Source organism: Porphyromonas loveana (genome assembly GCF_003096695.1).
Taxonomy (GTDB): Bacteria; Bacteroidota; Bacteroidia; order Bacteroidales; family Porphyromonadaceae; genus Porphyromonas; species Porphyromonas loveana.
Window position 1 is genome coordinate 12,809 of sequence record NZ_QEKY01000016.1, and the last position, 18,842, is coordinate 31,650.

Annotated in this window: 14 protein-coding genes; 12 read left to right on the top strand and 2 right to left on the bottom strand. The window is 53.2% G+C overall.

Annotated features, from left to right (window positions below; genetic code table 11):
• Positions 1-46 precede the first annotated feature (46 nt).
• The 12 genes from ftcD to mutS all read left to right on the top strand — a co-directional run bounded on the left by ftcD (position 47) and on the right by mutS (position 16,405).
• A complete protein-coding gene (ftcD, locus tag C7382_RS08485) occupies positions 47-949 on the top strand; it encodes a glutamate formimidoyltransferase (protein ID WP_116679858.1) in 903 nt (300 codons plus the stop codon).
• A 72-nt stretch (positions 950-1,021) separates the two neighbouring features.
• Entirely contained in the window at positions 1,022-2,269 is a 1,248-nt protein-coding gene (hutI, locus tag C7382_RS08490; protein ID WP_116679859.1) for an imidazolonepropionase, read from the top strand.
• Positions 2,270-2,371: 102 nt separating this feature from the next.
• Positions 2,372-3,526, top strand: coding sequence for a nucleoside recognition domain-containing protein (locus tag C7382_RS08495; RefSeq protein WP_116679860.1), 1,155 nt, complete (start codon positions 2,372-2,374; stop codon positions 3,524-3,526).
• A 31-nt stretch (positions 3,527-3,557) separates the two neighbouring features.
• Positions 3,558-4,706 carry a porin gene (locus C7382_RS08500; RefSeq protein ID WP_116679861.1) on the top strand — a complete coding sequence of 383 codons (1,149 nt, stop codon included), beginning with the start codon at positions 3,558-3,560 and terminating at the stop codon, positions 4,704-4,706.
• An 18-nt stretch (positions 4,707-4,724) separates the two neighbouring features.
• Complete coding sequence (locus C7382_RS08505) at positions 4,725-5,354, top strand: cyclodeaminase/cyclohydrolase family protein (RefSeq protein WP_116679862.1); 630 nt, start codon at positions 4,725-4,727, stop codon at positions 5,352-5,354.
• A 4-nt stretch (positions 5,355-5,358) separates the two neighbouring features.
• On the top strand, positions 5,359-6,852 hold the full coding sequence (gene hutH / locus C7382_RS08510) for a histidine ammonia-lyase (RefSeq protein WP_116679863.1): 1,494 nt from the start codon (positions 5,359-5,361) through the stop codon (positions 6,850-6,852).
• Positions 6,853-7,041: 189 nt separating this feature from the next.
• Complete coding sequence (gene guaA, locus C7382_RS08515) at positions 7,042-8,562, top strand: glutamine-hydrolyzing GMP synthase (protein WP_116679864.1); 1,521 nt, start codon at positions 7,042-7,044, stop codon at positions 8,560-8,562.
• A 67-nt stretch (positions 8,563-8,629) separates the two neighbouring features.
• Positions 8,630-9,451, top strand: a complete 822-nt coding sequence (panB, locus tag C7382_RS08520) for a 3-methyl-2-oxobutanoate hydroxymethyltransferase (RefSeq protein WP_116679865.1) — start codon at positions 8,630-8,632, stop codon at positions 9,449-9,451.
• A 48-nt stretch (positions 9,452-9,499) separates the two neighbouring features.
• The gene (locus tag C7382_RS08525) at positions 9,500-10,132 is read left to right on the top strand and encodes a trimeric intracellular cation channel family protein (protein ID WP_116679866.1); all 633 of its coding nucleotides are present in this window, start codon (positions 9,500-9,502) and stop codon (positions 10,130-10,132) included.
• Positions 10,133-10,437: 305 nt separating this feature from the next.
• Positions 10,438-12,897 carry a phenylalanine--tRNA ligase subunit beta gene (pheT, locus tag C7382_RS08530; protein WP_116679867.1) on the top strand — a complete coding sequence of 820 codons (2,460 nt, stop codon included), beginning with the start codon at positions 10,438-10,440 and terminating at the stop codon, positions 12,895-12,897.
• A gap of 56 nt (positions 12,898-12,953) precedes the next feature.
• The gene (locus C7382_RS08535; RefSeq protein ID WP_116679868.1) at positions 12,954-13,682 is read left to right on the top strand and encodes a YebC/PmpR family DNA-binding transcriptional regulator; all 729 of its coding nucleotides are present in this window, start codon (positions 12,954-12,956) and stop codon (positions 13,680-13,682) included.
• 44 nt (positions 13,683-13,726) lie between these two features.
• Positions 13,727-16,405 (top strand): DNA mismatch repair protein MutS, encoded by a 2,679-nt coding sequence (gene mutS, locus C7382_RS08540; RefSeq protein ID WP_116679869.1) that lies wholly within the window; start codon positions 13,727-13,729, stop codon positions 16,403-16,405.
• A gap of 370 nt (positions 16,406-16,775) precedes the next feature.
• Here the strand turns inward: mutS and C7382_RS08545 are convergent, their stop codons facing one another.
• Positions 16,776-17,678 carry a helix-turn-helix transcriptional regulator gene (locus tag C7382_RS08545; RefSeq protein WP_116679870.1) on the bottom strand — a complete coding sequence of 301 codons (903 nt, stop codon included), beginning with the start codon at positions 17,676-17,678 and terminating at the stop codon, positions 16,776-16,778.
• A 16-nt stretch (positions 17,679-17,694) separates the two neighbouring features.
• Positions 17,695-18,825 (bottom strand): lipid-A-disaccharide synthase, encoded by a 1,131-nt coding sequence (gene lpxB / locus C7382_RS08550; RefSeq protein WP_116679871.1) that lies wholly within the window; start codon positions 18,823-18,825, stop codon positions 17,695-17,697.
• Positions 18,826-18,842: the final 17 nt, after the last annotated feature.

An 18,842-nucleotide genomic window follows, 5' to 3' on the forward strand; every position in this document is an offset into this window, starting at 1 on the left:
ACTCCTATTATAATATAAGGAACTAACCACAACTAATAACATTGACATGGCGCTATCAAGAATCATGGAATGCGTGCCCAACTTCTCGGAGGGCCGCGACAAAGAGAAGATCGAGAAGATAGTAAACCCCTTCCGTACCCGCGAAGGAGTCAAGCTCCTCAACTACAGCAATGACGAGGATCATAACCGTCTCGTCGTGACGGTGGTGGGCGAACCCGAGCCCCTCCGCGAGGCAGTATTGGAAGCCGTGGGCATCGCCGTCGAGCTCATCGACCTCACCCGTCACGAGGGTCAGCACCCGAGAATGGGGGCCGTGGACGTGATCCCCTTCATCCCTATCAAGAATGTAACGGCCGAAGATGCCGACAAGCTCGCCAAGGAGGTGGGACAAGTAATCGGTGAGAAGTACGGCGTGCCCGTGTTCCTCTATGAGAAATCAGCTACGCATCCCGACCGCGAGAATCTGGCGAAGATCCGCAAGGGCGAGTTCGAAGGCATGGCAGAGAAGATAAAGGAACCCGCATGGCGTCCCGACTTTGGTCCCGCAGCCTGCCACCCGACGGCCGGTGCCGTCGCAGTGGGTGCCCGCATGCCACTCGTGGCTTATAACGTGAACCTCAATACGGGCGACCTCTCCATTGCCGATGCCATCGCCAAGAAGGTACGCTTCCTCGGCGGCGGACTACGCTTCTGCAAAGCCATGGGCGTGGAGCTTACCGACCGCGGCATCGTGCAGGTGTCCATGAACCTCACCGACTTCACCAAGACAGCCGTCTATCGTGCCCACGAAATGGTACGCATGGAGGCCGCCCGCTATGGTGTCAGTGTGGTGGGTAGCGAGGTGATCGGCCTCGTGCCCATGCAGGCTCTTATCGACTGTGCCGAGTATTATCTGGGCATTGAGAACTTCTCGATCGACCAGATACTCGAGTCGCGTATCATGGAGTAATATCAGTAGGCAGGGGGCAGGTGCATCGGTATCTGCCCCCCGTCTCTATCCTTTCATCCCATACAGAAGGACATGAATCTCTACATCAAAAATATCGCCCAGCTCGTCACATGCCACGGCTCCGAAGCCAAACACGGCAAGGCAGCCATGGGCGACCTCCACGTCATCGAAGGCCCCGCGGCAGTAGTTATCCGCGAGGGCATCATCACCTTTGCCGGCTCCCAACAGGACGTCCCCCGCGGAGAGACAGCCGGTTGCGAGGAGCTGGACGCCACGGGACGCTGCGTACTCCCTGGTTTTGTGGACAGTCACACCCACTTGGTCTTCGGCGGCTATCGGGAGGATGAGTTCCAATGGCGCCTCGCCGGCGACAGCTACATGAGTATCATGGAGCGCGGAGGCGGTATCGCCAGCACGATGCGCGCCACTCGTACCGAGTCGGAGGACACGCTCCGTGCCTCGGCACTACGCCATCTGACCAATATGATGCACATGGGCGTCACCACCGTAGAAGCTAAGAGTGGCTACGGCATGGAGCTGGAGACCGAGCTGAAACAACTTCGCGTCGTGCGCCAACTCCAAGAACTCCAGCCCCTCGACATCTTCTCCACCTTCATGGGAGCACACGACACGCCCCCCGAATACAAAGGTAGGAGCACCGACTTCATCGAGTACCTCTGCCGCGAAGTACTGCCCGTTGTCGCCCGAGAGGGCTTGGCAGAGTGCTGCGACATATTCACGGAGAAGGGGGTATTCGACCACGCGGAGACCCGCAAGATGCTGACGGCTGCCCGCGAAGCAGGCCTCGCTCTCAAGATGCATGCAGATGAGATCGTCCCCTTCGGCGGGGCGGAGCTGGCGGCAGAGCTGGGTTGTCTCTCGGCAGACCACCTGTTGCAGATCTCGGACCGCGGTATCGAAGCCCTGGCCAAGAGCAATACCATCGCCACCCTGCTGCCCTGTACTGCCTTCAGCCTCAAGGCGGACTATGCTCCCGCACGACGGATGATCGACGCCGGATGTGCCGTGGCTTTGGCCAGCGACCTCAATCCCGGCAGCTGTTTCTCTGCCTCCATTCCCCTCCTCTTCGCACTGGCTACCATCTACATGGGCATGACGGTGGAGGAGGCTGTGACGGCTCTTACCATCAACGGCGCCGCAGCCATCGGCCGCGAACGACAGATCGGTAGCATCGAGAAGGGCAAGAAGGGCGACCTCGTAGTACTCGAATATCCCTCCTACAAGTTCCTGTCCTACCACTTCGGCATGAACCTCGTATCGCACACGATCAAGGCGGGACGCATCGTTTACGCCAAGTAACTAATCCTATCACACGACACGAAGGTGGTCCGGCAGACATCACGATGCCGCCCGGCCGCCGTCGTGTCCTCACTCCACACATCACACACGCTTATCGTCCCTATGGAGACAAGATCGCAAGAACACGACAACAGAAAATTCCGTCGCCATCTGATCGAAGCCCTCGGCTTCATCGTCCTCTTCTTCGGCATCTTTGGGTATATCGGCCATGTAATGAGCCTGCCCAATATGCTCAATACTATCATGCAGACCTCCTACCATCTACTGCTCGAGACCGTGTTCTATATCATGGGTATCACAGTACTGAGCGGTGCCCTCGGCAGTCTGCTCGTGGAGTTCCATATCGTAGATATGCTGGAGCGTCTGCTAAGGCCCCTGATGAAGCCGCTCTACAACCTGCCGGGCGTCTCCGCCCTCGGGGGCATTCTCACCTTCCTGAGTGATAATCCTGCCATCATCACACTGGCTCAGGACAGGAAGTTCTGTACCTTCTTCAAGAAATATCAGCTCGTCAGCCTCACCAACTTCGGTACGGCCTTCGGCATGGGGCTCGTCGTCATCATCTTCATGGCAGGTAAGGGGCACGGATCCGGCGCGATGATAGGCCTCGCAGGAGCTATCGTGGGTAGCATCGTGAGCACACGTCTCATGCAGCGCAGCACGCTCAAGCGTTACCCCGAACTCGATAGTCCCGTCCATGTGGACAATATGCAGGAGGAGGAAGTGAAGGATAGTCACGACAACATCTTCATACGTACCCTCAATGCCATCCTGGACGGAGGCAAGACAGGAGTGGATCTCGGCCTGGCCATCATACCGGGCGTGCTTATCATCAGTACTGCCGTTATGATGCTCACCAACGGCCCCGGTGCCGACGGTATATACAATGGTGAGGCCTACGAGGGCGTGGGCTTGCTGCCCGCATTGGCCGATAAGGTGGACTTCATCTTCCGTTGGCTCTTCGGTTTCGAGGACTCGCGTCTCATCGCCTTTCCTATTACTGCCCTCGGAGCCGTAGGTGCTGCCCTCGGTCTCGTCCCTAACTTCGCCGACCAAGGCATCCTTGATGGCAATGCCGTCGCCGTGTTCACTGCCATGGGTATGTGCTGGAGTGGCTTCCTGAGCACCCATACGGCCATGCTCGACAGCCTGAAGTATCGCCGCCTCATCTCACAAGCCATCACGGCGCACACTATCGGCGGTCTCGTGGCAGGCATCTTTGCTCACTGGCTTTTCGTCCTGATCTCCCTCATCTAAGCACACCACATCACATCGCTAACGACACGATATGAACAGAACCATCCTCACTTGGGCAGCCCTGCTCCTTACTGTCGCCGCTGCCACTGCCCAACATAGATCTCACGAGAGACATCAGGGCGAGCGCTCGCTGGCCGAGCGTGTGTTCGGCTTGGAGAAGAAATCGGAGAAGCTCAAAGTCAACCTCGGTGTCCAGTCATTCTTCGAACATCCGCTCAATGACGACGAGTCGCAACGCGCACGATTCAAGGTACATGAACTACGCATCCAGGCGCACGGCGAACTATCCCGACAGCTTAGTTTCGACTGGAGGCAGCGTCTCAACCGCGCAGCCGACGGGTCGTCCTTCGCCGACAATCTGTCCAATGCCATAGACATCGCAGGTGTGGACTGGCATCCCAACGAGAAGGTGTCCTTCTTCTTTGGTAGGCAATACGCCCGATTCGGCGGTATAGAGTACGACATGAACCCCGTGGACATCTATCAGTATAGTGACCTTGTAGATTATATGACGTGTTATACCACGGGTGTCAACTTTGCCTGGAACCTCCACCCACAGCATCAAGTACAGCTACAGATACTGAATGCTTACAACGATTCGTTCGAGGATCGCTACCAAGTGACAGCCGATGTGGCTACCCGCACGCGCTATCCTCTCCTCTATACGACACATTGGAACGGTACCTTTCTACAGGGTGCTCTCCATATGCGTTACGCTGTTTCCCTCGGACATCTCGCCAAGGAACGCAACCTCTGGTACTTTACTGCCGGCCATCTGATACGTCCCACCCGTAATATCGACGGGTACATAGACCTCACTTATTCTATTGAAGGGCTGGATGACAAGGGTATCATGAGCATGCGATACGGCGGCGGGAAGACCCTCACCGACGTGAAGTATGCAGCCCTGGTATCGAAGTGGAACTTCCGCATCGACAAGAGCATCAATCTCTTCGCTAAGGGTATGTACGAGTACGGATACGCTCCTGCCCAATACGGCAATACGAGCCATACCCGCCATTCATACGGTTATATGGGAGGGGTGGAATACTATCCTACCGAGACGAACTTCCGTCTCTTCCTCACCTATATCGGCCGTCATTACCAATACGACGCCACGGCGACGGAGAGCACCAATACCCTTCGTGCCGGCTTCATCTATCAGATACCATTCCTATAATCACTAATCATCACTCATATGATTCTAACAGATCTTACAGTAAAGGGCTTCCTCGCCGAGACAGCGGGACAGGAGCCTGTACCCGGAGGCGGCAGTATTTCCGCCCTTAATGGTTCTATCGCTGCTGCGCTTGCCGAAATGGTGGCCAACCTGACGATAGGGAAGAAGAAGTATGTGGAAGTCGAAGCTGAAATGCAAACGATAGCTGCTCAGGCCGCTGCCATCCAGAAGGAACTGGTGCTGGATATCGACCGTGACAGCGATGCCTACAATAAGGTGTTCGCAGCATTTAAGCTCCCTAAGGAGACTGACGACGAGAAGGCTGTGCGCTCAGCTCAGATTCAAGAGATGACCAAGTACGCAGCTTCCGTCCCCATGGAAGTGGCGCGCCGTGTGCATAGTCTCCTTCCTCTCATCGAAGCAGTAGTAGCCAAGGGTAACCAAAATGCTATTACTGACGGCTGCGTGGCCATGATGTGTGCCCGCACTGCTATTATCGGTGCCCTGCTGAACGTACGTATCAACCTGACTTCCATCAAGGACGAAGACTTCGTACGCTCACATGCTCAGGAAGCGGATGCCATAGAGGCGGACGCTGTACGACGCGAAGCAGAGGTACTCGCCATCACTAAAAAAGCTTGCGAATAATACGATGGCACGCACCACATTTCAGATAGGTTCCGAGGCTCTCTCGCTGGACTTGCTCCGCGAATACCTCGATCATCCCTTCCGTTTGGAACTATCTCCCGAGGCTGTCGCCCGTATAGAACACTGCCGATGCTACCTCGATGAGAAGGTGAAGCAGTCTGATAAGCCCATATACGGCGTGACGACAGGCTTCGGATCTCTGTGCAATCGTACGATAACGCCGGATCAACTCACCGCCTTGCAGGAGAACTTGGTCAAGAGCCATGCCTGCAGTTGCGGCACACCCGTACATGCCGACATCGTGCGTCTCATGCTCCTCCTCAAGGCACATGCTCTACAGCTGGGACATAGCGGCGTACAGCTCTGCACGGTCGAACGTATCCTCGACATGCTCAATCACGATGTACTCCCCATCGTCTACGATAGGGGTTCGTTGGGTGCATCGGGCGATCTCGCCCCATTGGCCAATCTCTTCCTCCCGCTCATTGGTGAAGGAGAGGTGATGTACAAGGGTCAGAAGCGCGATGCCGCCGAGGTGATGCAGGAGTTTGGATGGGAAAAGATCATCCTAAAGAGCAAGGAAGGGCTGGCTCTCCTCAATGGCACTCAGTTCATGAGTAGCCATGGTGTCTACGCTCTCCTCAAGGCGCATCGCCTGGCAGAAGTTGCCGATTGCATCGGAGCGCTCTCGCTCGAAGCCTTCGACGGTCTCGATGCTCCCTTCACTGATAACCTGCACATCATCCGCCCCCATCCGGGCCAATTGGCAGTAGCACGCCATCTGAAGGAAGTGTTGAACGGTAGCGAACAGCTGGCAAAACCTAAGAAGCAGGTACAAGACCCCTATAGCTTCCGCTGCATGCCTCAGGTTCATGGTGCCAGTCGCGACGCGATCAACTACGTCACCGAAGTGGTCGTTCGTGAGATCAATTCAGTAACTGACAATCCGACCGTCTTCCCGGATGAGGACTTAGTAGTGTCGGGTGGTAACTTCCACGGGCAGCCTTTGGCCATCGTCTACGACTTCTTGGCCATCGCACTTGCTGAACTTGGCAACATAAGCGAGCGTCGTACCGCTCAGCTTATCCTGGGCTTGCGCGAACTCCCTGAGTTCCTTGTCGCCAATCCCGGCCTAAACAGTGGCTTCATGATCCCGCAGTATGCTGCCGCAGCTATGGTGAGCAAGAACAAAATGTATTGCTTCTCGGCCGCAAGCGACAGTATCGTCAGCAGCAACGGACAGGAAGACCACGTGTCAATGGGCGCAAATGCTGCTACAAAGCTCCTCTCCATCATCGAGAATCTGGAGATGATCTTCGCGATAGAGCTATTGGATGCCGCTCAGGCTTTCGAGTTCCGTCGTCCGACAAAGACCTCTCCTTACTTGGAGAAGATGCTGACGGAACTGCGCAAAGTGGCACCGAAAGTGGAAGACGACGTCGTGATGTACAAGCAGATACAAGCTGCGACGACCTTCGTTCAAGAATACGCTTTCTAAGCGTCCTTCACGATATCTCATTTATACCATCCCCTCGAAAGTCCGGTCAGGCCCTTTCGAGGGGATGCTTTTTGCCGGTTCTTACACCTGTGAGATACTATGCTGTGCTCTGTCGGCTCATATCATTGGTGGGATGAACCGTTTGATTTACCTTTGCGCCTGTAATACAATTAAAAGACTGTTTTCTCCATGTTGGAAAAGCTCATTATTCTTGATTTCGGTTCACAGACAACGCAGCTTATCGCCAGACGTATTCGCGAACTGAACACTTACTGCGAGGTTTATCCCTATAACAAACTGCCGGAAGACCTGACAGGAGTGCGCGGTATCATCCTATCGGGTAGCCCTTACTCCGTGTACGACAGCAAAGCCTTCCGCATCCCTCTCGACGAAATCCGAGGCAGACTGCCTTTGTTGGGCATCTGTTATGGGGCGCAAAGCCTCGTAGATCAGGCCGGTGGCAAAGTGGAGTCCTGCGAAACCCGCGAGTACGGACGGGCTCACTTGGAGTTCAAACAAGCCGATGATGCTCTTCTCAAAGGATTGCAGCCCGGTACGACTGTGTGGATGTCTCACGGAGATACGATCACAGCTCTTCCCTCAGGCTTTGACGTGATAGCCGGGACAGAGGATGTTCCCTATGCAGCCTTCCGTATCGAAGGGGAGCAGACGTGGGGTGTTCAGTTCCATCCCGAAATATATCACTCGGAAGAGGGCACGAAGCTTCTCGGCAACTTCCTTGATATATGCGGAATGAAGCGCGATTGGACGCCGGCATCCTTCATTGAGACAACAGTGCAAGAATTGCGAAATAAGTTGGGTGACGACAAGGTGATCTTGGCGTTGTCAGGTGGCGTTGACAGCTCTGTTGTAGCGGTGCTCTTGAACAAAGCTATCGGCAGTAACCTCACTTGTATATTTGTGGATCACGGCCTCCTACGTAAAGGTGAGTTCGAACGCGTACTACAAGACTATGAGCACTTAGGGCTCAATGTCATAGGAGTGAACGCGAAAGAGAAGTTCTTCTCCGCACTCAAAGGTGTGACCGATCCCGAAGAGAAGCGTAAGATCATAGGTCGTGGCTTTATCGAAGTATTTGATGAAGAGGCGCATAAGCTCGAAGGGATCAAGTGGTTGGGACAGGGTACTATCTATCCCGACGTGATAGAGAGCTTGAGTATCACCGGTATGGTGATCAAGAGCCATCACAATGTTGGTGGACTGCCCGAGCGAATGAACCTCCGTCTCGTAGAACCCTTACGGACTCTCTTTAAGGATGAAGTGCGCCGAGTGGGCTTGGAGTTGGGTATGATGCCTCACCTCATTCATCGCCATCCTTTCCCCGGTCCGGGATTGGGTATCCGTATCCTTGGGGAGATCACAGAGGAGAAAGCGACGATACTGCAGAATGCAGATGACATATACATGAGTCTCATGCGTGAATGGGGACTGTATGATCAGGTGTGGCAGGCAGGAGTTATCTTGCTGCCCGTACGCTCTGTAGGTGTCATGGGAGATGAACGTACCTATGAATATACAGTCGCTTTGCGTGCTGTCACTTCGATGGATGCCATGAGTGCAGACTGGGCACACTTGCCATACGACTTCTTGGCGAAGGTGTCTAACGAGATCATCAACAAGGTACGCGGTGTCAATCGCGTGGTTTACGACATCTCTTCCAAGCCGCCCAGCACGATCGAGTGGGAATAACCTCAGTTGATTCCTTTTGTGACATCGTATCACAACATTGTATTACATCTAATAATACCCACCTATCATGTCCACATACCAACCGGAAGATACCCGTAAGGTGACGACACATCGCCTCTTTGAGATGAAGAGCCGTGGGGAGAAGATCTCCATGCTCACAGCTTATGACTATTCGATGGCTAAGATCGTTGATGAGGCCGGTATGGATATCATCCTCGTGGGCGACTCTGCTTCGAACGTTATGGCCGGTAACATTACGACCTTGCCTATTACGCTTGATCAGATGATTTACCATGGGAAGTCTGTGATGAAAGCTGTTCGACGTGCGCTTGTTGTCGTTGATTTGCCTTTTGGTTCTTACCAGGGTAACTCGAAGGAGGCACTATGTTCGGCCATTCGTGTCATGAAGGAAACCCATGCCGACTGTATCAAGCTCGAGGGAGGAGCCGAAGTGCGCGAGTCCATCGTCAGGATTCTCTCGGCAGGTATTCCCATAATGGGACACTTGGGGCTGATGCCTCAGAGCATCAATAAGTTTGGCACTTATAACGTGAGAGCGAAAGAAGAGGCAGAAGCCGAGAAGCTTATCCAAGATGCCCATCTGTTGGAGGAGCTAGGATGTTTTGCTCTTGTTCTGGAGAAGATCCCTGCCGAGTTGGCAGCGCGCGTTGCTTCAGAGCTTAGCATTCCTGTTATTGGTATCGGAGCCGGAGGTGGTGTGGACGGTCAAGTCCTTGTCATGCATGACATGCTTGGTATTACGGAAGGCTTTAGCCCACGTTTCTTGCGACGCTATGCCAATCTCTCTGCGGACATAGCTCAGGCTCTCAAGCATTATATTGCAGATGTGAAGAGCATGGACTTCCCCAATAAGGACGAGCAGTACTAAGCTGTCACTCATTCGTTGTATTGGATTATCAAGTAAGCTTACAGTACCATGTCGGGTATCCAAGAGAGCGTTACCGAATTTATCACGTGGTGTGATTACCTTGGCACCTTTGCTTTTGCCATCAGTGGGATTAGATTGGCCGCCGCACGACGATTCGATTGGTTTGGTGCCTATGTCGTAGGGGTTGTAACTGCTATTGGTGGCGGGACAGTGCGTGATGTACTGCTCAATATCCCTCCCTTTTGGATGGAGCAACCCTCTTATCTCTTCATTTCTCTGTTGGCTCTCATCTTTACCATCAGCTTTAGGAAGTATGTCGTGCGACTCAATAATACCGTCTTCCTTTTCGATACGATCGGTATTGGCCTTTTCACCGTTGTAGGCGTTGCCAAGACGTTTGACTGTGGCTATGCCTGGTGGTTGGCTATTGTTATGGGTACTGTTACGGGCTCTTTTGGTGGTATGATACGTGACATTCTTATCAATCAGACACCTCTGATATTCCGCAAAGACATATATGCTACTGCTTGTCTCCTCGGAGGAGCTGTTTATGTGGGGCTGTTGTTTACGACAGTGCCTATCGGCATCGTGCAGTTCATTGCTGCTTTTATCGTGATAGCTGTACGCTTCATAGCCGTCAAATATCACATTAGCGTGCCTGTCTTTCGTGGCAAGGTTTGATGGGTTTACCATTCTTTTCTTTTTTACCATACAGCGGAGCCTCCACTACGGATGCTCCGCTTTTTTGTGATAGATGATGATATTGTCTTGAGAAAACAGTTTAGTTGCACTGTGCATAGCTTAAATTCTTGTCGCTCCAAAGGAGGCGTGTGAGATTTTCGTGCGTATAAACGGGAGTAAGACGCGCGAGATTCTAAGTACTCCCGAGAAAAAAGCTAAATTTGTAGGCTCATAAATTTACCATATAGTGCCTGTTGCAATGGGCTATGCGTGGCACTAATCTGGGCGTACTAACGTAACTAAAGATGAATATTTCATACAAATGGCTTCAGGATTACCTGCCTTGTGATCTCGCTCCGCAGGAAGTAGCCGATACGCTTACCTCCATCGGATTGGAAACGGGAGGAGTAGAAGAGATAGAGACGATACGAGGCGGACTTCGCGGTCTCGTGATCGGCCATGTCCTCACCTGCGAAGTGCACCCCAATTCGGATCACCTTCATGTTACCACAGTGAATGTGGGGGCTGATGAGCCGCTGCAGATCGTATGCGGTGCGCCCAATGTCGCTGCCGATCAGAAGGTCGTAGTGGCGACGGTGGGTACCACGCTCTATCAAGGCGAGGAGGAGTTCAGTATCAAGAAATCCAAAATCCGCGGTGTAGAGAGCTTCGGAATGATCTGTTCCGAAGTGGAGATCGGCGTGGGTACGGCAAGCGATGGTATCATCGTCCTGCCGAACGATGCGCCTGTGGGGATGCCTGCTGCCGAATACTATCACGTAGAAAGCGACTACTGCATCGAAGTGGACATTACGCCCAACCGTGTAGATGCCACCTCGCACTATGGTGTGGCTCGTGATCTGGCGGCTGCTCTCAAGCGTTATGGCCGTCCCGCAGCGCTTCGCCTGCCCGATGTGCACCTCCCAGAGGGCGATGTTGCAGACAAGATGCCCGTGGAAGTACCCGATGCTACGGCTTGTCCTCGCTACCAAGGGATGGTTATTCGTGGTGTGACTGTGGGAGAAAGTCCTGAGTGGCTGCGCAATAGACTACTTGCTATCGGTCTGCGACCGATCAATAATATAGTGGATATCACCAACTATGTGCTGCATGAGTTTGGACATCCGCTACATGCATTCGACATGGCTCAGATAAAGGGCGGTCGGGTGATCGTGCAGACTGTGGCCGAGGGTACGCCCTTTGTCACGCTCGACGGTGTGGAGCGCAAGCTCGCGGCGACTGATCTGAGGATTTGCAACGCTGGTGGACAGCCCATGTGTGTGGCCGGTGTATTTGGCGGCTTGGGTTCCGGTGTAACGGAGGCCACGCAAGATGTATTCCTCGAGAGTGCCAACTTTAATCCTACGATGGTGCGCCGTACGGCTCGCCGTTTGGGATTGAATACTGACAGCTCTTTCCGTTTCGAGCGCGGGCTTGACCCCGAACGTACGGATTGGGCTTTGCGTCGTGCCACATCCCTCATTCTCGAAATCGCCGGAGGACGTCTCGGCGGAATGACGGATGTCTATCCCCATCCGCAACCTCCTTATGAAATCAGTCTTTCTTTCGACAAGGTGAATACCGTCATCGGTCAAGCCATAGCACCGGATATGGTGCGCAGCATCCTCGACAGTCTGGAGATCCGTATTGTCCGAGAGCAGGATGGTGTGATGACCTTGGAGGTGCCCCGCTACCGAACGGACGTGACACGCGACGTGGACGTCATTGAAGACATCATGCGTATCTACGGTTACAATCAAGTAGAGCTGACGGGCTATGTACGCGCCAATCTGGGGCACAAGACCGAGACAGACATGTGCTATAAGTGGCAGACAGTCATCTCCGAGCAACTTGTAGGTGCCGGATACAACGAAATACTCAACAATTCGCTCACGGCAGGTGCTTACTACGATGAGCTTCAGACAGTCCCGCGTGCTTCGGCAGTGGAGCTGATGAATCCGCTCAGTCAGGAACTCAACTGTATGCGACAGACTCTCCTCTTCGGAGGTCTGGAGACAGTGAGCCACAATCTGCGTCGCAAGCATCACGCGCTCTATCTCTTCGAGTGGGGACGCTGCTACCGATACGATGTAGCCAAGCATACAGAGACTACACCTCTTGCGGCTTATTCCGAGGATGAGCGTTTAGGCCTTTGGATTAGCGGTCAGCGTGTGGAAAACAGTTGGGCGCATCCTAATGAGCCGGCTTCTGTCTTCGAGCTGAAGGCTGCCGTGGAGCAGGTGCTTTGTCGTGTGGGAATAGAATCAGGTGCCTATACGTTGGAGCGGACCGAGAATGATCTTTATGCAGTAGCCATGGAGGTGAAGCTGCGTTCCGGCAAGCTGTTGGGGACGTTTGGGCAGGTGTCTTCTCGCTTGACCAAGCGTTTCGACATCGAACAACCTGTCTTCTTTGCCGAACTGCTTTGGGAAGCACTCATGCGTGAATCGGCTCGTTACAAGCTGGAGGCGCAGGATCTGCCCCGCTTCCCCGAAGTAAAGAGAGACTTGGCTCTCCTGCTGGACAAGAACGTCTCCTTTGCAGATATCGAGTCTCTGGCTCGCGGCTGCGAGAAGAAACTACTGAGACGTGTGGAGCTGTTCGACGTGTACGAAGGCAAGAATCTGCCTGCCGGCAAGAAGAGCTACGCCGTGAGCTTCTTCCTACGCAACGACGACAAGACGCTCAACGACAAGCAGATCGAAGCCATCATGTCCAAGATACGTACCACGCTGGAGCAGAAACTCGGGGCACAGCTGCGATGAGGCAAGACAAAACAGAACAGGAAACAACAAAATAAAAATCGACATATCATTAAAGTATGGGACGCGCATTTGAATATCGCAAAGCAAGAAAGATGAAACGTTGGGGCAATATGGCCCGTGTCTTCACCAAACTCGGAAAGGAAATCACCATAGCAGCCAAAGAGGGAGGCCCCGATATTGAGACCAATCCTCGTCTGCGTATCTTGGTACAGACGGCCAAGAAAGAGAATATGCCCAAGGAGAACGTAGAACGTGCCATCAAGAAGGCTACCTCCAAGGACTATACCGACTATAAGGAGATGAACTACGAAGGTTACGGTCCCTATGGTATCGCCATTTTCGTGGAGACGGCTACCGACAATACGACACGTACCGTGGCCAATGTGCGCAGCTACTTCAATAAACATGGCGGTTCGCTTGGTACGACGGGCAGTCTCGAATTCCTCTTCCAGCACAAGTGTGTGTTCCACATCGTCAAGCAAGAGGCTATGGACATGGAGAGCTTGGAGTTGGAACTCATCGACTACGGAGTGGACGAAATAGAAGAGGACGAGAACGAAATCATTCTCTACGGCGACTTTGCCGAGAACTCCAATATCCAGAAGTATTTGGAAGAAGCCGGTTATGAGATTGCATCGGCCGAATTTGTTCGCATCCCCAATGATACCAAGGAAGTAACGCCCGAGCAACGCGAGCAGATCGAGAAGCTCATCGAACGCATCGAGGAAGACGAGGACGTACAGAACGTCTTCCACAACATGAAGGAGGGAGACGAGGAGGAATAATCCCCCTCCCTCCTCTCCCACACTCCCGATCAAATCCTTATACGATGGCTAAGTCCGTAGTAGAAACGCCCTTGATGCGGCAGTACTTCCAAATCAAACAAAAACACCCCGATGCTATCTTGCTATTCAGGGTGGGGGACTTCTACGAAACTTTCTCGGAAGATGCCATTATGGCGGCGGAGATACTGGGCATCACGCTCACGCGCCGTGCCAATGGTGCCGCGCAGTTTGTCGAGCTGGCAGGCTTCCCGCATCATGCGCTGGACACCTATTTGCCCAAGCTCGTCAGAGCCGGCAAGCGTGTAGCCATCTGCGATCAGCTCGAAGATCCCAAGAAGACCAAGACCTTGGTCAAGCGAGGCATTACGGAGCTTGTGACGCCGGGAGTCTCCACCAACGACAACGTTCTCTCGCATAAGGAGAACAATTTCGTTGCAGCCGTGTCGTGCGAGCGAGATGTGTTCGGGGTTTCATTTTTAGATATTTCCACCGGTGAGTTCATGGCCGGGCAGGGTAATGCCGGCTACGTGGAGAAGCTCCTGACCAATTATCGCCCCAAGGAGGTGCTGGTGGAGCGGTCGGATCGTACCCGTTTCAATGAATTGTTTCATTGGAGCGGTTTTATTTTCGACATGGAGGACTGGGCTTTTTCCAGAGAGAACAACCGACTTCGTGTCCACAAACACTTCGATCTGAAGAGCTTGAAGGGCTTCGGTCTCGAAGAACTACCCGCGGCCGTGACTGCAGCGGGTGCCATCCTCAACTACCTCGACCTGACGCAGCACCATCAGTTGGGACATGTCACTTCGCTCAGTCGTCTGGACGAAGACCGATACGTTCGTCTGGATAAATTCACGGTGCGGAGTCTGGAACTGTTGGCTCCGATGAATGAAGGAGGCAAAAGCCTGCTCGATATTATCGATCATACGGTTACGCCTATGGGGGCACGCCGTATGCGGCAGTGGATCGTATTCCCGCTGAAAGATACAACCTGCATCCGGACGCGCCAGCGAGTGGTGGAGTATTTCTTCCGTCATCCCGAGGAGCGCGCTACTATCAGCGAGCATCTGACCGAGATAGGGGACATGGAACGCCTCGTGACCAAGAGTGCCATGGGCCGAATCTCCCCGCGCGAGATGGTACAGTTGCGAGTGGCGTTGCAAGCACTGGAGCCGATCAAAACGATCTGTACCCAAGCCGATGAAGAGAGCTTGCGTGCGATGGGCGAGAAGCTCGAGCCCTGTCCCGATCTGCGCGACAGGATACTCCGCGAAGTCACACCCGATGCCCCTGCCGCTCTCGGACGAGGGCCTGTCATTGCGCACGGTGTCAATGCTACGCTGGACGAACTGCGTGCATTGGCCTATAGTGGCAAGGACTATTTGCTCAAGATACAGCAGCGCGAGATAGAGCGTACGGGCATCCCGAGTCTCAAGGTGGCTTATAACAATGTGTTCGGCTACTACATCGAGGTGCGCAATACGCACAAGGATAAGGTGCCACCCGAGTGGATCCGTAAGCAGACTCTCGTCAGTGCTGAGCGGTATATTACCGAGGAACTCAAAGAGTACGAAGAGAAAATCCTCGGAGCGGAAGAGAAAATAGCAGCACTCGAAGAACAACTCTATGCCCTCCTCGTGGCCGAAGTGCAGCGCTACATCGCTCCGCTCCAGCATGATAGTCAAGCGGTGGCTTCGTTGGACTGCTTGCTTGCTTTTGCCGAGTCGGCTCGCCGTTACAAGTTCATCTGCCCCGTCGTTGATGACAGTATGATCATCGATATCAAAGCCGGCCGCCATCCCGTCATCGAGCAACAGTTACCTGCTGAGGAGCCATATATCGCCAATGATATTTTGTTGGATACGGAGAGTCAGCAGGTAATCATTGTCACCGGACCCAATATGAGTGGTAAGTCGGCTTTGCTGCGACAGACGGCTCTCATTGCCTTGATGGCACAGATCGGTTCTTTTGTTCCTGCCGAGTGCGCACGCATCGGTTTGGTGGATGCTATCTTCACTCGTGTAGGGGCTTCGGACAATATCTCGATGGGCGAATCTACCTTCATGGTGGAGATGCAGGAAGCCTCCAATATCCTAAACAACCTCAGCCCACGCAGCCTCGTCCTCTTCGACGAATTGGGACGCGGTACCAGTACATACGACGGTATCTCCATCGCGTGGTCTATTGTCGAATTTATCCACAACAACCCCAAGGCACACCCTCGCACGCTCTTTGCGACTCATTACCATGAGTTGAACGAATTGGCCGGACAGCTCGAACGCGTACACAACTACAATGTATCGGCTCGTGAGGTGGACGGGAAGATGCTCTTCCTTCGCAAGTTGGAACCGGGTGGTAGCGAGCACAGCTTCGGTATTCAGGTGGCACGCCTCGGTGGTATGCCGCATCAGATTGTGGAGCGTGCCATGGATATATTGCAACGGCTTGAGCGGGAACGCGAACGTGTCGAGGGAGAAGAATCTGCTCCGTCCGAAAAGAAACCGAACGGCCCCTCCGACAAGGTGCGAAAGGCATCGCCTTCACTTCCTCGTGATGAGAAAGGACGGAGCATCGACGGCTATCAGCTCAGCTTTTATCAGCTTGACGATCCCGTCCTGTCCCAGATCAGAGAGCAAATCTTGGATTTGGACATCAACAACCTTACACCCATCGAGGCTCTCAATCTCCTGAGCGGAATCAAGAAAATCCTGCGCGGCTACTAACAACGCAGCTCAATTCCGTTTCTCCTCAATCCTCTCTGTTATTGCTCCTGCACTTTCTGGCTGAGCGAATCAGGGGAATTTCCTACGGATCTCGTCTGCATGGGAAAATCTGACGAGACAATATCCTTATTAATTCACTATACAGCCTTGAGCGTTGTGGAACATCCTTCTCGATAATATGCGCTGAAAGCGTCGAGAATATGGTGCCAAAAACAGAGGGGAGATCGCGCCAAAAATTTTTTGTTTTGGCGCATAAATCTTTTCGAAATGGCGCCAAAATAATTTTGAAATGGCGCGAGTTTTTTCGACGATTCATGCTGGCAGAGAATCGTAATGTGTCTGAAGCCCTCCGCTGATTGGCGGAGTCGGGTTATTCCGATTGCTCGGTCAGCTCTTTGCGCAGCTTTGAGGGGGTATTGCCAAGTGTTTTACGGCAGAAAGCACATAGGTAGCTAACGGAAGAGAATAGGTATTTCTCGGCAATTTCTTGCAGAGAGAGTTTGGGATTGCATAGGTCAGTGTATATATGCTTGGCCTTCTCCTCGTGCATCCATGTTAGTGGTGCACGGCCAAACTCTTGGTAGAAGTGACGTTTGAACGAACTCATTGAGAGTTGCATCTTGGCCGCGAGTTCCTCGACCGTTCTGCACTCAAGATGGTGTCGGAAGACGAAAGCGCGGAAGCCTATGTTGCGACAGTGGAAAGAGGAGAGGAACTTCTCTATCTCTGCATTGCAGTACTTTGAGCGGAAGATGAAGAAGAGTTCGCGCAGTTTCAGTTCGAATATCTCCAGAGAAAAAGGTGTGTCGGACAGATAGTTGAGGACGGAGGTAACCCAATCATCGAGAATGGGCAGTCGTTGTAGGGTGGAGACCTGTCGCGATTTGTCCTCTTTCGTGCACTCTTTTTTATTGCCTGAGGCCGGACAGATACCCATGCATAGGTGGATGGTAGGGCGGAAGTAGAAGCAGATGACCTTGGTCTGTCCTTCTCCCACGCGCAGTAGGATTCGGAGATTGGGGGCGAGTAGGATGGTGTTGCTTTCTGTCAGATGCAGATTGTCGGAGTCGGCTGCTCCCGATAGCGTGACAGGATGGCCTCCGATGTGAAAGAGAAGAGCATAGCAGTCCTGTGTCCAGATTTCCAGACCGCATTCGGGGTCTATCGTCAGTATTACCGGAAGATCGGTAAGAGCAACTGCCGGACGGTGATTGACAGCGGGAGAAACAAGACTTTGTGTGGGACAGGAAGGTTCGCTATGCTGGATATTCATATGTGGGTGTCGCGATTTATTTTTTTGAGAAACGTGTCAGGATGGCCTGAGCGGCTTGGCGGGAAGTGTTACCTCGCCCTATTCGCGTGCGGATCAGTTCGTAGCCGGATAGCTGAGAGGCACGTTCGGGAGAGGCATTATCCAGAAGAAGAGACAGGTGTGAGACTAGTCGCTCTTCTGTGAACAATCCGCCGAAAAGCTCGGGGACTATAGCTTCTCCTGCTATGAGATTGGTGAGAGAGATGAAAGGTGTGGTAAAGAATCTGTCGAATACGAAGTTGGCCAATCGGCCACCACCTACATGGTAGCATACGACTTGAGGTGTGCCGATGAGAGCTGTCTCCAGAGTTGCAGTGCCCGAGGTGACCAGAGCGGCTTTGCTCTCGCGGAGTATCTGATACGTTTGGCCGAATACGATCGGGACGTTGTATCCTCGTATGTACGGAGCGTAGTCTTCCGCTGTCAGACCCGGTGCTCCGGCAATAACGGGGCTGTAGTCGGGGAAATGCTTCATGACACGCAGCATCAAGGGCAGATTCTCCTTCACCTCATGCTGACGGCTTCCGCAGAGGAGTGCCACCTGACGGGATTCTCGCACGGCCTGTTCCTGTTCGCATATCGTGGGGCGAATGAAAGGCGCAACGGCATCGTAGCAGGGATTTCCCACATAGACGATGGGGAAATTATGCTTTGCAAAGAACTCTTGCTCGAAGGGCAGGATGCAAAGCATCAGATCCACATATTTTTTCAAAGTCTTGAAACGCCATGATTTCCAAGCCCAGACCTTCGGAGAGATGTAGTAAACGAGGGGTTTGCCGAGTTGCTCTCGCACAAAAGGTAGCACGTACCGCATATTGAAGCCCGGGTAGTCCACAGCGATAACGACATCGGGGCTGAAGGCCTGCATCTCTTCCTGTACACGCTTCCCTGCCCGACGTATGGCTCCCAAATGTGTAAGTACCGGAATGATTCCCATGAACGCCACTTCGCGATAATGGGTAATGGGATCGATCCCTGTAGCCTCTGTGAGCATCTCTCCTCCCATAAAAGCAAATGCAGCCTCGGGATCATGCTCTTTGAGAGCACGCACCAGATTGGCTGCATGTAAGTCGCCCGAAGCTTCGCCTGCAATGATGAAATAACGCATAATGGGAAGAGAAGCTA

What these genes read in the sequence shown, in the direction of transcription:
- ftcD (WP_116679858.1), top strand. Translation starts at nt 47, where the DNA reads ATGGCGCTATCAAGAATCATGGAATGCGTGCCCAACTTCTCGGAGGGC.
- hutI (WP_116679859.1), top strand. Translation starts at nt 1,022, where the DNA reads ATGAATCTCTACATCAAAAATATCGCCCAGCTCGTCACATGCCACGGC.
- C7382_RS08495 (WP_116679860.1), top strand. Translation starts at nt 2,372, where the DNA reads ATGGAGACAAGATCGCAAGAACACGACAACAGAAAATTCCGTCGCCAT.
- C7382_RS08500 (WP_116679861.1), top strand. Translation starts at nt 3,558, where the DNA reads ATGAACAGAACCATCCTCACTTGGGCAGCCCTGCTCCTTACTGTCGCC.
- C7382_RS08505 (WP_116679862.1), top strand. Translation starts at nt 4,725, where the DNA reads ATGATTCTAACAGATCTTACAGTAAAGGGCTTCCTCGCCGAGACAGCG.
- hutH (WP_116679863.1), top strand. Translation starts at nt 5,359, where the DNA reads ATGGCACGCACCACATTTCAGATAGGTTCCGAGGCTCTCTCGCTGGAC.
- guaA (WP_116679864.1), top strand. Translation starts at nt 7,042, where the DNA reads ATGTTGGAAAAGCTCATTATTCTTGATTTCGGTTCACAGACAACGCAG.
- panB (WP_116679865.1), top strand. Translation starts at nt 8,630, where the DNA reads ATGTCCACATACCAACCGGAAGATACCCGTAAGGTGACGACACATCGC.
- C7382_RS08525 (WP_116679866.1), top strand. Translation starts at nt 9,500, where the DNA reads ATGTCGGGTATCCAAGAGAGCGTTACCGAATTTATCACGTGGTGTGAT.
- pheT (WP_116679867.1), top strand. Translation starts at nt 10,438, where the DNA reads ATGAATATTTCATACAAATGGCTTCAGGATTACCTGCCTTGTGATCTC.
- C7382_RS08535 (WP_116679868.1), top strand. Translation starts at nt 12,954, where the DNA reads ATGGGACGCGCATTTGAATATCGCAAAGCAAGAAAGATGAAACGTTGG.
- mutS (WP_116679869.1), top strand. Translation starts at nt 13,727, where the DNA reads ATGGCTAAGTCCGTAGTAGAAACGCCCTTGATGCGGCAGTACTTCCAA.
- C7382_RS08545 (WP_116679870.1), bottom strand. Translation starts at nt 17,678, where the DNA reads ATGAATATCCAGCATAGCGAACCTTCCTGTCCCACACAAAGTCTTGTT.
- lpxB (WP_116679871.1), bottom strand. Translation starts at nt 18,825, where the DNA reads ATGCGTTATTTCATCATTGCAGGCGAAGCTTCGGGCGACTTACATGCA.